Genomic DNA, 14,096 nt, shown 5'->3' with positions numbered 1-14,096 from the left:
TCTATATTTTATAATGCCGGAAAATGCGAAACCTTTTGCAGCCAACCTCGTCCCACGACTGTCCTGTTTCCAATTTTCCTGCATACACGCCATGTATTTTGAACACCTTAAAGACGTGGATTTTTTGTTAATAAACTTATAGGTTGTATTTGTCAATATTCCTGCCATTGTTTTGATATGATTTTCGACAGAGGTGCAATGCATGAGGACAACACTAGAAATTCTTCGCGGACTGCGTGAAGACAGAGATTTAAAGCAATCCGACATTGCCAGCTTAATCGGTACCACACAGCAGCAATATTCCAAATATGAGATGGGGGGGAGCGATCTTCCAATCCGGGCGCTGATCATTTTGGCCGACTTCTACAACGTGTCGACAGATTATCTTTTGGGCAGAACCGACTGTAAAGACGGCCTTTCCGCCCTGAAGGAGCAGGTAATCGACGGCACCACGACGGGCGGGCTTCTCTCTTCCGTGCTGTCCCTGCGGGCAGGCGGGAGACGGGCGGTGCTGGAATACGTCTACTTGCAGCGTCTAAAGGAAAAATACGACGAAAGAAAATAGATTTGCTGTTTTCCGCCGATCCCCTTAAATCAAAAACCACGCGGACCGCGTGGTTTTGCGGGCTCAAAAAACGGCATAGCGCCAAGCGGACGCTATGCCGTTTAAATCCAAAAGGTTTCTGCTCCTCAGCTTTCCGAAGGAGTGAGGAACATAAGTGCGGCATGAATTGTACCGGCGCTGTTTTTGAAAAAGCCAAGCTCGGCAACGGTGAATTTTTCACTGAGAATATTGGCCTTATGGGTCTTGGACTCCATCCATGCCTTCACCAGCTCGTCGGGCGTTTTTTGGCCCTTGCCCAGATTTTCGCCGACCTTGATGAACAAGATATCCTCGTCTTCGAATGCCGTGGAAACGGACCGCCCGTCCAGTCTTTCATGGGCAAACTTCGTTGCACTTTCCTCAGCGCGGACAGCCGCAACCTTGACCAGCCTTGCGTCCCCTTCAAAGGGTTCTAACTCCCGCTGGGCGCGCTCTTCGTTGACCAGACGCAGCACCTCGGCGGAAAATTCCTCTGCAGTGAGGGTTTTGTCCTCTTTTTTCTCCGCAGCGACTGCGGGGGGATTGGTGTTCGTTCCCTTTTCCCAGGATGTAGCCTGCGCCGGAACGGCAAACGCAGCGGTAAGCGCAGCGGCGGCAAGAACCGCCCAGAATTTCTTCAGCTTTTTCACGATTATTAACCCCTTTTCGCAGGAAGTTGAAATCGTGTCTAAAAGAAAAGCAAGCCCCTTTTGGATTGCTACCAAAAAGGACTCACTAAATTCCTAATGAGACATCAATTTCGGCAGCCCGGCTATCATAGTTTTTATAAAACCTTAGATCCGCAGCTTTGCGTCCCATCCTTTCGGATGGTTTGCTATTATCGGTCTGTATGTCATATAAGCATATATGCGTTTTCTAAAGTATATGCGACTTTGTGTCAAAATGCAAGGCTTTTTGAAAAATCTTTTAAATTTTTTTCCTTTTTTGTCCTTTCCAGATCAGGAAGCCGCAGGATTTAAACCGGTGTCGGTCAGCCGAGCTCGGACAATCAGCCTGTGGCTGGATACCAGATAGGGCGTGCAGGTGATGAGTGTAAGGGTGGCCGTCTCACCGGGGATGTCGGAAAGCACCCAGGTTTCCTCCGGCAGAACGCTGAAAGACTCGTAGACCGTGTAGGTATACAGCGTCTCTCCCACCCCAATGGTGATCTTCTCCCCCTCCTTCAGCTTGTCCAGATACCGGAAGGGGCTGGGCCGATGTCCCGAGAGGGCGCAGTTACCCTCCTGCCCCAAGCCCGCAGACCCCACCACATGACCCACGCCGTAGCGCATCTGTCGCCCGGTGCCCTCCAGCACGTGCTGCGACACACCAAGCGACGGGATTTTGAGAATTCCCAGCCGGACATAGACCTCCGGAGGCTCGGTCTCCGTCTCCTCCCCGGGAAGAATACCGCTCTCGTCCTCCGGCACAGGCTCGGCCTCATCGGTGACAAGACTGTCCGCATCCTCGCCGGTCAGGACGATAGGAGCAGGGTCCGGCAGTGTTTCTGGTATGGCTCCAAGCAGCCGCCCCCACGGGTAATCTGCCGCCTCCATCACCACAGCCGCAGCCACCAGCACAAGTCCCAGCGCCATTATCAGGCGCGGCCCTCTCCGGCGCTTTTCAGTGCTTTTTGCCATTGTCTTTTCCTCTGTCATTCGTATTTTCCGTAAGCGCTCTTCTGCCGTTCAGGCAGCAAAGCAGCGCGGCATATCCGGCAGAACGCCGCTGCGCCTTTTGTCGGTTTCCGCTCCTTTCGCAGAAGGGATTCCACAGATTTTATCACACCCGCCCCCGGGTTTCAACTTTGGAAAAGTCATTTATCTTTCTTTTCTGTCAAAAGCGCTGTCAAGCAATGCTTATTTCTGTGTTTTACCGCCCCTTTCGCCTCTTTTTTGCGGTTCATATATTAGACTTTAAAAAATCCGAGCTTTCCGGCAAAAGCCGTTTTCAATAGATACCCCGGCCAAACACATTATCTGGCCTTCGCCGCCGTGCGGCGACATAATTTTCGAGAAATTTTGTGGGATTTAAAGAGAAGGAGATTTTTGTATGAGAGTACGAAACACAAGAGCACGAAAAGGGAAGGCATTTTCCCTGCTCATGGCAGTGCTGCTTGCCATGCAACTGTTGCCGCTGAACTTTGTTCAGGCCGCAGAGGCGGACGCCGACACCGAGGGATTGGAGGCCCCGCAAGCGGAGGCGCTGTTCCTGAACGAAACACCCAAGGAGCTTATCATGGGCGATGACTTTTTTATCCATGACCGAGACGGGAACTCCACGGATGCCGGCGAAACTGCCCAGATTGACGGAAATGCAAAATCCCTTTTGTTGTTCAACGGCGCTGAAATCACCGGAGCTTCGCCTGTTGAATTGGACAACGTGAAGGCTGGCGACACGATTCATCTGCAATACGGCTTCCACATCAGCAATGAAAAGTATGATAGCGTGAATCCCGGCGATTATTTTGAAATTGATCTTCCCAAAAACATCGTTTTTGCGTTGAATGCAACGATGTCCGGCTCTATAACCATCGGCTCAACAGTTTTTGCCTCCTGGAGCATTGACGTCAATACAAATAAAGTAATTGTCACCATTGAAGACAATTATAAAGGCCTCACTTCCGATATTTACGGTTATTTTGGCTTTACAGCCTCATTTGACTATTTGCCTTCGGATGATGAACACGGCGAAACCTCCGTAATTGAATTTGGCTCGGAAACCATTACAATTAACCGCATACCAGGCAAGGACGACGGAGAACCTCCCGTGGCCAGCAACGTCACCAAATCCCACGAGTATGATCCCTCCTCCAACAAAATCACCTGGACCGTCGAAATCACCCCGCCGGACGACGCTCCCGATCCCGATCACTATGATTACGGCGGCTACACCATGGTGGACACGCTGAAAAACGCACATACATATGCGGACAATTCTTTTGAAGTTCTGGGCTTGGGCGCAGGCGGGGACTTTGGTGCTCCCACTCCCTCCGCAGCGTACAATTCCAATGGAAAAACCATTACCTATGACTTCCCAGCCGGAACCAAAGGACCCCAAACGGTACGCTACAAAACCACCCCCACCATTTTGCCCGGCGCTGAGGCCAACAAGTTTGAAAACAAGGTGAATCTGTCCAAGGGCAGCCACACCAATCTGGGCTCCGCCGAAGATTCCTTTGAGATGAAAAACTTCTTTGGCAAGGCGGCTGGGGCGGATGTCATCGTGGATGGGACCCACCGGTATGTAGAGTGGAAGGTCACTGTGACTCTTCCCCAATCCGGAACGGGCACATACACTTTCCCTGACCTGAAATTGATTGACACGCTGCCCGCGGGCGGAGTGACGCATAAATTTGTTCAGAGCGGTACCGTCCAGAGCGGTATCGCCAAGGGGCAAAATCTGGCACCCAAGTTGGGAACACACGCAAAAGAGGTGGTCAGCGCCTCCGTCCCCGTCTCCATTACGAATACCGATAAGGGCAAGTTCTACATTCAGGACGGAACGTTGGTGTATCTCTTTACCACTGATGAAGCGACGACCAACTTAGACAACACCACCAAAACCATGGTGCTAACCTACTACACCGACATTGTGGACTGGAATGAAAGCTCCGGCAGCAACGACAGCATCAAGGCGGAAAACAAGGCCACGGTGGAATGGGCCTGGGGTCCGTCAACTCCCTGGGGAACCGGCAACGGCAGCGGTGCCGGCTTCGGTGAGATCATCGTGGGCAAGGAGATCATCAAGCAGGGCGCGTCCATTCGAAAGGAAGCCGGTTCCACGGTCAACTTTGACCATTCGTCGGGCACAGCAAACAAGGGCGATTACCTCAAGTGGACCATCACGGTAAACGAGCGCCTAAGAACGGACATAGGAACCGCATCGAACCCTGTCTCCATTACCGATCTCATCCCCGCCGCCGATCAGGGTCTTCATGAGCTGGTCATCGACGGTGCGGGCCACCCGCTCACCGTCACGGAGAAGGGTAGCTCTGATGTTGTGAATACGTTCACTTCCGAATCGGCCCCCGGCCAAAGTCTCGGCGCGCTGAGTGAAGTTTCCGGCACGGGCTTCAGCTTTACGTTTACAAAATATGGCGCCGATTTCAAAATGTACACCGTTACCTTCTACACCAAGCTCACTGCCACGGCGCTGAGCGAAATGTATCAGAACAAAGCGTCTGGTGCCGCAAGCGACGTTACCAAAAGCTTTAAGAACGGGGTCACCCTGACTCCGGGCAATCTCTCAGTGGACGCCACTCAGACCTATCGGCTTGAAATGCTGAGCAAGATCGCCCAGTCGTACAGCTATGCCACCCGCGAGCTTGTGTGGAAGATGGTGGTCAACCGCAACCGTCTGGAAATGACAGATGCGGTGGTCACCGACACGCTTCCCGAAAACACCCGGCTCCAGCCCAATAACGAAGGCGCAATCAGAGTGAAGGTGAACGGCGGCTCGGAGCAAACTCTGTCCGATCTGAATATTACCTTTGCGCCCACGCAAACCGGCTTCTCCCTCATCTGGCCCACGGGAGACGCCAATAAGACCTCGGATATGTACGAAATCTTTATCACCACCCATGTAGAGGAAGCAGCGGTTTTGTCTCAGGGCCAAAAAAGCTTTGAAAATAACGCCTCGTTGGAGATTGATGAACACACCGGCGCGTTTGAGGCAAAGGGGACAAAAACGATTAACAACGATATTGTCGACAAGAGCCACGATTATGGCAACGGCAAGGATTTCGATGGAAACGCCAAAGAATCCATCACATGGACTGTGGCGCTGAACAAGGCCAAGATCGACCTCGAGGGCGCCAAGGCAGAGGATACCCTGAATGACAGTCTGAGCTTGGTTCCGGACAGCATCGAGCTGTACAGAGCTTCTATTGATCCCGGTAATGGCAGCCTGATGCCGGATGGCACGTCGCTGACGAAGGTTTCCGGCTCCACCCCCACTATCACCCTCGGCGCAAATGAGTATGGGATTGAAATTAACGGCCAGAAGCTGACCGTTTCTCTGCCGGACGGCCCTCATGCCTATGTCCTGAAATTCACAACCTCCGTTTTGGGTCAGATTTCCCCCCTTACGAATACAGTTTTCTTCAAAGGCTCCAACACTTCTCCTCAGGCAAAGGATGATATCGTTGGAATCAACGTGGTCGACCCCTATGCTAGCGGCGGCTCCGGCTCCTATGTCCTGAAGGTATTAAAGATTGATGAAAAAGGAAATCCTTTAAACGATGCCGAGCTTCAACTTGTGTCTGCCAAGGGAGACTTCCAGTACAAAGCCGGTGCGAACAGAGTCTCATCAGGGATGACCGGCGCTGCAAAGGCAGTGAATGATACCGGCAATACTGTCCACACAATTCAGGAAGACGGCGTGATTGTTTTCGATAAGCTTCCTCCCTGGGTGTTCTACGTGAGAGAATTGAAGCCCGCTCCCGGCTACCTGCTGGTCGACGGGAATTTCGGCGGCGCAAAGCCCACCAATTTGAGCGGCGTTATCTTTGCGGGCGCTCCAAATGATTCGATTACAAACGCCGCCCACATCACCGTTACCAATATTAAGGGTCTGGCGGACGTGCAGATCAACAAGGTCAGCGCGGGCGACGTGCCCCTCGCCGGCGCGGAATTCGGACTGTTTAAGAAGGGCGAATCCGGCAATCTGACCAACCTTCTTAAAACCGCCACATCCGCCGTAGGCACGGGCGCGGTGATCTTCAACGATGTTCCGTTCGGCGAATACGAAATCAAAGAGCTCAGCACTCCCGCAATGCATAAGCCGAATGAAACGTTGGTATACATCAAGGTCGATTATAAGGAGCTTTCTCCCTCCGACTATGACTATACAACGGCCGAAGTCCGCTATTCTACCGATGGCACGAACTACAACAGCACCTCGATTCCCAAATTTGTGAACACGCCCAATAACACCGGCACTCCCGGCAATCCCGACATCGTATTCACAAAGCTCCGTGCCAATAGGCCTGGCGACCCGACAGCACCCTTGCAGGACGTTGTATTTACCCTGAAGGATAAGACCGGCGCAACCGTCATTACCGCGGTGGGAAATAGCGGAACTGCAAAGTCCGGCGCGGACGGCATCGTTCAGTTCACGGACGTTCCCTTTGGGGAGTACACCATCTTTGAGACGGTGCCCCCGGAATATCTGAACCCCAGCGACAACCCGGTTGTCACCCCGGTTTTCAGGGTCAATGTCACCCATAGGAATGCATCCGATCCCCGCCTTGGCCTCAAGGTGCTGATGTATGATGCAGCCGGGACCCTGACGCATGACTCTTCTAACCCCACCGCCAACACCACGGGACCGGAGCTGATCAACTACGCCGCCGTGGGCGAAGTGAAGTTTGCAAAAAAACACGTCTCCAACGACAACGTTCTCATTCAGGGCGGCACCTTTGAAATCAGCGGCACCGCCGAAGCGGGACACACGTTTAGCATCACGGCAAACGCCGTTGACGGCGTGGTCACTTTCCGGAATGTCCCGGTGGGCAGGAATTATGTCATCAAGGAAACCGTTCCGCCCTCCGGCTATGTGCCCACCAGCAAAACCATTACCGGCGTGCACATGGAATACGCGGACCCCGCAACCCGCAGATCGGTGGTAAATGTGGACCTTACGGGCACGCTGGACTCCGACAAATTTCTCACGAATACGCCCGTCACCTCCAGCCCTTCCGACGGAAGAGTGTCGGTTATGAAGAAGGATGAAGACGGCAAGCCTCTGGCAGGTGCGGAATTCACCCTCTATGACTCCACCGGCAAGGCGATTGCCAGCGCAACTTCCGGTTCCAACGGACTGGTGGAATTTACCGGCTTGGCGCCTTACAGCAGCTTCACCATCCGCGAGACAAAGGCCCCGGACGGCTATGTGCTGAGCAGCGAGGAGTTGAAAGTCACGACCACCAACGCCACCATCCGCAGCTTTACTATGGTCAACAAAAAAGCCGCTGCCGAGGCAAGCGCAATTCTCATTTTGAAGATCGACCCGGACGGCAATCCCCTCTCTGGAGCAGAGTTTACGCTTTACGACAAGGACGGCGCCGCCGTTGCAACCGGCACGACTGGGGCAGACGGGAAGGTGTCCTTTGAGAATCTCTCCGCCGGGCAGTACACCGTGGCGGAAACCCGCGTTCCCAATGGCTATGTCCGCGCAGCCGGAAATCAGACCGTGACCCTGTCCAAGAACGAAACACGTTCCCTGACCGTGGTCAACGAGGCGAAGTCCAATGTTCCCTCCTCTGTTTTGGGTTCCATTCGGCTTATGAAGGTCAATTCGGACCGTGAGCCTCTGGCTGGCGCGGAGTTCACCCTGTACGCCGAAGACGGCAGCGTCTTTGCAAGGGGGACCACCGGCAGCAACGGTCTGGTCGTCTTTACCGACCTTCCCATTGGGAAATATACGGTCCGTGAAACAGCCGCACCCGACGGATACTGGTTGATTGAGGATGATCTGGTCGTAACTCTGCCCGCCAGCGGCGCGGCGCAGTCCTACACCCTCAAAGACGCCGCTTTGGACGAAGAACCGGAGGTCGCTGGCTGGGAGGAAGACGGCATTCCCGGCAAGTTGCCTCAAACCGGCGGCGCCGCCCCCAGCTTCTTCCTCCTGCTCTCCGGCATTGCACTGGCCGCCATTGGCTTTGTGTGGAGCCGGAAAGAAGGTTATTTGCCCAAGCACCGAAAAAAGTAAGTCCCCACGGAAACGTGCCCGAATCCAGCACACTTTAAATACCAAATACCCGGCACTTTTCCTGAAACAGACTGAATTTAGTCTCGCAAACGGAGCCCCGCCCCGAATTGAACCTGAGAACCGCCCCAGTAAAAACGGACAATAGACAAGAAGCCCCCTGATGTAGGAGAATATAACTACATCAGGGGGTATTTATATGAGTAAGAGAAACTGAGCAGATATCAAGACGTTGGAAGCGGTTATCATGGAGCTGCGTGCCGAGGGAAAATAAGCTGCTGCGGGATTTTCTGCAATTCACAGGAAGGAGGTGAAGCCGCAGGGAAAGCAGCGTTGAAGAAGCGCTCATCGAGATGTATCTGGCCGGCGTCTCCGTGCGCCGTGTGGCGGACGTCACAGAGGCTCTGTGGGGCAGCAAGGTATACTTGTTTTTCTTTTTTTACCTGTCTACTTGACAGGGCGAGGTTCACTTACAGAGAGACAGCCCCTTTTTGAAAGTGGTACTTAACAATTCCTAAATCCACCTTAATGTATACGCCTTCCTTTCCATCAAACGAGACTTCTTCTCCGTTTAAGGAAATCAAAAAGTTCTGTTTATTCTGTGCTGTTGGTGCCAGCATTGCCGCTTTCATACCGTTTTGAAACCACTGCGGCATAGTACCATCCACTTTACAAAGCTGCGCCATTGGCTTTGACTGATGCGGCACACCCTGTGTTGTTCCGTAACCTAATGCCAGCACACATACCAGCCTTTCCTTTTCCTCAAGAATTGCCCGGCATTTATCTTTTTTATAGGTGGCACCCACCCAGCAGGTGTTCAGCCCCAGTTGTTGCGCTCTCAATGCAATACGTTCTCCATAATAACCCGCTTTTTCTTCAAGATCATCACTCATTTGGCCTATCAGGGCAATGCAGTTTGAAGCTCTGCGAAAGCCGCCGATAAAAGCCATCAGCCCCTTAAAAATCGCATTGTTACCAGTAATCAGCCGAATGGATAAGCCGGACTCTTGATTGCACATGTCAATTTCCTGATTGAGTGCATCAATCAAATTTTGTTCAATCGCTTTGTCTTGATACTCTCTAACCGAATGGCGATTTATCATTGCTTCGTAAATAGTCATTGTTATTTTTCCTTCCTTAATTGTGATTCATTGCTCTATGTTTAAATTATCGTTGCCTTTTCACCCTTGCATTCTTGGCATTGTCTCGCTTTTTGTAACAAAAATCCATGCTCCGATCATCACACCGATATTCCCATAAAGCAGGATTCGCACGATGCCGCAGACAACTAAATGCAACGGATAATATAGATAAAAAAACCACATAATCGGTGCGGCCAATCTTCCTGCTATATGTAAAGCTATGATCCACCAGCTTGTCGGATAATTGGGAAAGACCACTGAAACAAAATGATCGATTGTCATAGATACAATAGCAATTAATTTTAGTTGATTTGCATTAAGACCTTTTTTATTTGAAATTTGCACTGCGTTTCTCCTGAGTAATTTTGTTGGTATTTGCTTAATTTTTAAAAAATGGCGGTTCTGTCATAATAAATTGATCTTTGTCACTAAAAGTCTCTCCGCCAAAGAGCCCCAGTCTTCCGCGTAATGGAAGCCTTTCATGTTGGCCATAGCGGCCAATCCATGAACTGTCGCCCACATGATAATCAAATTATCACGCTGCTTTTCTTTGCTGATGTGATTCAATTCCATACACTGTAAAGCAGTTTTCTTGAAAATACGAAAAGGTTCGAAATTTCCGTCAAGGGCATTATTTGTTAAGTCAATTCTATAATCCTCGTTATCATAAATGAAAGAAAAGTAATGTGGATTGTGAGCAAAAAAGTTGACATAAGCTTTGCCCATACGGATTGCTGCATCAGCCATTCTACACTCAGCGGTGTCCACCGTCAGTGCCGCACAAAATTTCTTTACAACGTAGTTCTTCATCTCAATCAACAGTTCATCCGCATTCGCGTAATGATTATAACAAGCAGTAGGGGAAACCCCTACTCTTTTGGCTAGTTTTCTTAATGAAAAATTGGCTCGCCCTTCCTCGTGAATGAGGGCCAGCCCCTCCTCTATCAATTCTGTCTGTAAATTTCCATGATGATATGATTTTTCTTTCAACGCTGTCCTCCCCTTACTTGCAGTGTTATAATACAGGCTTAATATTAACATCCGTTAATATCGAAAGAATAACATGAATATTAACACTTGTCAACATTGACTTATGGCATTATATATTTATAAAGCGAAATGACCTTCAAGAAATTTTTAGCCACTTTTGCAAAAGTATAGTTGACTTTACATGTAAAGTCAACTATACTTTTATTGGGAGGTGATTATTTGGAAACCCTCAAAAATCATGTAAAGGAACTGCGTGGCAGCATGGGCATGACGCAAGGTGAACTGGCTGAGCTGGTGGGTGTGACAAGGCAAACCATTATATCATTAGAAAAGGGAAGCTATGTGCCGTCGCTTTTACTTGCTATGAAATTATCTGAAGCCTTGCAAAGCCCCATGGAAGAAATCTTTTTTAAGGAGACCATATTATGAAAAAAGTTATTTACGAATGCGTTGGAAACAGCATATCAGGTATTAGTTTTTGCTTTGATGGTTTCTATGGCTATATTGGCAGGGATTCGTTTTTTCTCCCCGACACTTCTGGAGAACACAAACATCAGTATTTACGCCATAGGAATTGCTTTAATAACAATCAATTTAATTCTGGCTATGGTCTCCTATTGCGTGAAATGGTGCAGCGAGTATAAAAGATAATACCGCAATCAGGAGGACAATTATGTGTAAACCCTTATCCGAAATGTCACTGGAAGAATTGTGGCAGCTTTTTCCCATCAAATTAACTGAGCATCAAGACTGTTGGAATGACTGGTATCAGCAGGAGGCAGAATTCCTTCGATCTTTCCTGCCTCCTTCGTCGAAAATCCATCATATTGGAAGCACCTCCTTCAATGGAATACGGGCCAAGCCCATCATTGATTTATTGGTGGAGTCTGATCTAAGCGATTTTTCTTCTATTAAAAAGCTATTGTTGGATAACGGATACATTTGCATGGCTGAAAATACACGCAGAATTGATTTTAACAAGGGATATACACCTGACGGATTTGCTAAAAAAGTATTTCATCTGCATTTACGTGGCTTTGGCGACAATGATGAGCTGTATTTCAGAGATTATCTGAACGAGTATCCTGAGACAGCCAAAGAGTATGAAAAGCTGAAGCTTTCCCTTTGGAAACCTTTTGAGCATAACCGGGATGGATATACTGAGGCGAAGAGCGATTTTGTGGGTGAATATACCCGAAAGGCCATCTTAAAATATGGAGGGCGATACGATGGAGCATTATAAGTCATGGGGCGGACTGAACAGCCAGTTAAAAGGGTTTCTGTGCGATGATCTAAAAAACAGAATCACCTATTTTCTTACCCGGTATCACAAAGTACATGATGTCTACGGTCGTGCTTCTATCTGCCTTGACAAAAAAGATCTGGTCAACTTTTCATGGGCTGAAATGTGCAGGCAGGACATGGATATGGGTATTGCTTATGATAAAAACCCATTTCTTTCGGATGATGAAGTTCATGCGCAGCTAAAGCCAAAGTGGGACGAGCAGGTTACTTATCATGAAATGGATTTTCTGGACGCGGCTTTGACATTTCGTAGTATGGCAATATCGAACGCATTGGAATCAGAAAACTATATCATTAAAATACTGGCGATTATGGACAGGCGTGTTGGACAAAGAACTCTGCGGCAGATTGTAGAGGAAGGTACTTATCGGCAGTATCCAGAGTGGGTGAAACAGTTTTATGAGCTGCGGCTGTCTTTCTGTAAATAAAACATAAAATGCTTAGAATTCTGCGGTCTAAGGCATAAACAGTGATAAAAGACCGTTGTAAGTCAAAAACAAATATACTATAATTTCCATATATTCTTTAGTGAGCGGTGGTTAAAATGAAACGTTGTATTGTAGTTACTGGGATAGTCTAATAAGCATTAGTTAAAATGATAGGAGAAAAACTATGACTATTCCAGATAGTAAAAAAAATTATCCGAGAACGAATGATTCTCAAGCTATATACTTAAAAAATGTGATTGACAATCCCAATATTGAAATTGGTGAGTATACCATTTATAATGATTGCTATAATGACCCGAGGGGTTTTTAAAAAAAGAATGTACTATATCATTATCCAATTAACAAAGACAAGTTGATTGTCGGCAAGTTTTGTTCTATAGCATGTGGTGTTAAATTTATTTTCACCAGTGCTAACCATACACAGAAGTCACTATCAACTTATACGTTTCCTCTGTTCTACGAGGAATGGGGCTTAGATAAAAAAGATATTACAGCCGCATGGGACAATAAAGGCGATATTATTGTTGGCAATGATGTCTGGATTGGATATGATGCTATTATTATGTCAGGAGTAACCATCGGCGATGGAGCAGTTATTGGCACTCGTGCATTGGTAACAAAGAATGTTCCACCCTATACTGTTGTAGGCGGAATACCAGCCAAAACCATAAAGAAAAGATTTAGTGATGAAATAATAGCTGAATTACTTTTGCTTAAATGGTGGGAATGGCTTTTAGAAAAAATTTCTTATTGTTTACCGAATATACAATCAGGTAACATTAAGGAACTGAAAGCAGTTATTGAAAACGGATAAAATTTTCATTGTCCCAACGGAAATAAAAAAAACGTTGTGATGGCGGCGGGTGGTCGTGCGCCAAATAAAAATACATCTAGCAAAGCAGCGGTTTTGAATAACCTCAAAGCCGCTGTTCTCTCGTAGAGGGCTTGGCAATATGTGTCCTTTTTCAGATATGAGGCTTTGGGTATGGAGATTTTCCATGTGTCCAAAGCCGCTTTTGATTGCTAAAGAAGAGCCGTCACCGCATAATGACGGCTGATAAGGTAGAATAAGTTGCGCAAATTGGAAAGAGATAAAAAGAGACATGGTTTGCAGCACTCTGTTAGAATGAAGTCACGACACACCATTCTGAAAGGAGACAACAAACCATGTCTGAGAAAATTGTACAGTTAAATGAGGAAGTAATCAAGGGTCAAATCAAGGAATTGGTTCGTGGGAGCGTAGAAGAGACGCTCAACGGCCTGCTGGAGGCTGAGGCGCAGAAGCTGACACAAGCCGCCAAATACGAGCGCAGCGAAGAGCGTCAGGGATACCGCAGCGGACACTACAGCCGGAATCTCACCACGACCTCTGGGGATGTTACGCTGCAAGTACCCTGCCTCAAGGGGATATCCTTTGATTGAGCGCTACCGCCGCCGGGAGAGCAGCGTAGAGGAAGCCCTGATTGAGATGTACCTGGCCGGAGTGTCCGTGCGCCGTGTGGAGGACATCACGGAGGCACTGTGGGGCAGCAAGGTATCTCCCTCAACCATCAGTGAGCTGAACGAGAAAGCCTACGTCCACATCGAGGATTGGCGCAACCGTCCCTTGCAGGGCGGAAAATACCCGTATGTTTACGTAGACGGAATCTATCTGCGCCGAAACTGGGGCGGAGAGTACGAGAATGTGGCCATCTTAGTAGCGATTGCGGTGAATGAGGACGGCTACCGTGAGGTTCTGGGCGCCGCCGAGGGGATGAAGGAGGACAAAGCCAGCTGGGTCAATTTCTTTCAGTGGCTCAAGGGACGTGGACTTGAGGGCGTCAAGCTCGTTGTCGGGGACAAGTGTCTTGGCATGCTGGAAGCTGATGTTGTATAAATAAAGTTGACACCCTATTCTCAAGGATTTTGATATATAAT

The 14,096-nt window shown here is 48.8% G+C and carries 11 protein-coding genes, 3 pseudogenes and 1 riboswitch; of the genes and pseudogenes, 9 read left to right on the top strand and 5 right to left on the bottom strand.

The window, feature by feature from the left end; all coding sequences use genetic code 11:
• Window positions 1-202 precede the first annotated feature (202 nt).
• A complete protein-coding gene (locus RTU96_RS13005) occupies window positions 203-565 on the top strand; it encodes a helix-turn-helix transcriptional regulator (RefSeq protein ID WP_312637054.1) in 363 nt (120 codons plus the stop codon).
• Between the two features lie 125 nt (window positions 566-690).
• On the opposite strand, the gene RTU96_RS13000 is transcribed toward RTU96_RS13005, so the two are convergent.
• Together RTU96_RS13000 and RTU96_RS12995 are read right to left on the bottom strand one after the other, a co-directional pair.
• Window positions 691-1,233, bottom strand: a complete 543-nt coding sequence (locus RTU96_RS13000; RefSeq protein WP_312637053.1) for a CAP domain-containing protein — start codon at window positions 1,231-1,233, stop codon at window positions 691-693.
• A gap of 109 nt (window positions 1,234-1,342) precedes the next feature.
• Window positions 1,343-1,430, bottom strand: a riboswitch (cyclic di-GMP riboswitch).
• Window positions 1,431-1,542: 112 nt separating this feature from the next.
• Entirely contained in the window at window positions 1,543-2,241 is a 699-nt protein-coding gene (locus RTU96_RS12995) for a class D sortase (RefSeq protein ID WP_312637052.1), read from the bottom strand.
• 394 nt (window positions 2,242-2,635) lie between these two features.
• Here RTU96_RS12995 and RTU96_RS12990 point away from each other — a divergent pair, with 394 nt between their 5' ends.
• Window positions 2,636-8,296 (top strand): SpaA isopeptide-forming pilin-related protein, encoded by a 5,661-nt coding sequence (locus tag RTU96_RS12990; RefSeq protein ID WP_312637051.1) that lies wholly within the window; start codon window positions 2,636-2,638, stop codon window positions 8,294-8,296.
• Between the two features lie 314 nt (window positions 8,297-8,610).
• Window positions 8,611-8,715 (top strand): annotated as a pseudogene (locus RTU96_RS12985) (transposase); the annotation flags it as partial.
• 48 nt (window positions 8,716-8,763) lie between these two features.
• On the opposite strand, the gene RTU96_RS12980 reads toward RTU96_RS12985, so the two are convergent.
• The 3 genes from RTU96_RS12980 to RTU96_RS12970 are packed head-to-tail and all read right to left on the bottom strand — an operon-like array spanning window position 8,764 to window position 10,425.
• Window positions 8,764-9,414, bottom strand: coding sequence for a nitroreductase family protein (locus RTU96_RS12980; RefSeq protein WP_312637050.1), 651 nt, complete (start codon window positions 9,412-9,414; stop codon window positions 8,764-8,766).
• A 60-nt stretch (window positions 9,415-9,474) separates the two neighbouring features.
• Window positions 9,475-9,780: a TraX family protein gene (locus tag RTU96_RS12975; protein WP_312637049.1), complete on the bottom strand. Its 306-nt coding sequence runs from the start codon at window positions 9,778-9,780 to the stop codon at window positions 9,475-9,477.
• 60 nt (window positions 9,781-9,840) lie between these two features.
• Window positions 9,841-10,425, bottom strand: a complete 585-nt coding sequence (locus tag RTU96_RS12970) for a TetR/AcrR family transcriptional regulator (protein WP_312637048.1) — start codon at window positions 10,423-10,425, stop codon at window positions 9,841-9,843.
• A 219-nt stretch (window positions 10,426-10,644) separates the two neighbouring features.
• On the opposite strand from RTU96_RS12970, the gene RTU96_RS12965 reads away from it, so the two are divergent.
• The 6 genes and pseudogenes from RTU96_RS12965 to RTU96_RS12940 form a co-directional block, all read left to right on the top strand.
• Window positions 10,645-10,854 carry a helix-turn-helix transcriptional regulator gene (locus RTU96_RS12965; protein WP_312637047.1) on the top strand — a complete coding sequence of 70 codons (210 nt, stop codon included), beginning with the start codon at window positions 10,645-10,647 and terminating at the stop codon, window positions 10,852-10,854.
• The gene (locus tag RTU96_RS12960; RefSeq protein WP_312637046.1) at window positions 10,851-11,069 is read left to right on the top strand and encodes a hypothetical protein; all 219 of its coding nucleotides are present in this window, start codon (window positions 10,851-10,853) and stop codon (window positions 11,067-11,069) included. Before RTU96_RS12965 ends, RTU96_RS12960 begins: the two co-directional genes overlap by 4 nt.
• A 29-nt stretch (window positions 11,070-11,098) precedes the next feature.
• Window positions 11,099-11,668: a GrpB family protein gene (locus RTU96_RS12955; RefSeq protein ID WP_312637044.1), complete on the top strand. Its 570-nt coding sequence runs from the start codon at window positions 11,099-11,101 to the stop codon at window positions 11,666-11,668.
• On the top strand, window positions 11,655-12,158 hold the full coding sequence (locus RTU96_RS12950; RefSeq protein ID WP_312637043.1) for a hypothetical protein: 504 nt from the start codon (window positions 11,655-11,657) through the stop codon (window positions 12,156-12,158). Before RTU96_RS12955 ends, RTU96_RS12950 begins: the two co-directional genes overlap by 14 nt.
• Window positions 12,159-12,342: 184 nt before the next feature.
• Window positions 12,343-12,993: pseudogene (locus RTU96_RS12945) on the top strand (CatB-related O-acetyltransferase).
• A 353-nt stretch (window positions 12,994-13,346) separates the two neighbouring features.
• Window positions 13,347-14,043: pseudogene (locus tag RTU96_RS12940) on the top strand (transposase); the annotation flags it as partial.
• Window positions 14,044-14,096 lie beyond the last annotated feature (53 nt).

Origin of the sequence: Oscillibacter sp. (assembly GCF_032018205.1) — a bacterium.
Taxonomy (GTDB): domain Bacteria; phylum Bacillota; class Clostridia; order Oscillospirales; family Oscillospiraceae; genus Oscillibacter.
Note: the sequence above shows the minus strand (reverse complement) of the source record. Positions and strands in the feature narration are given on the sequence as shown.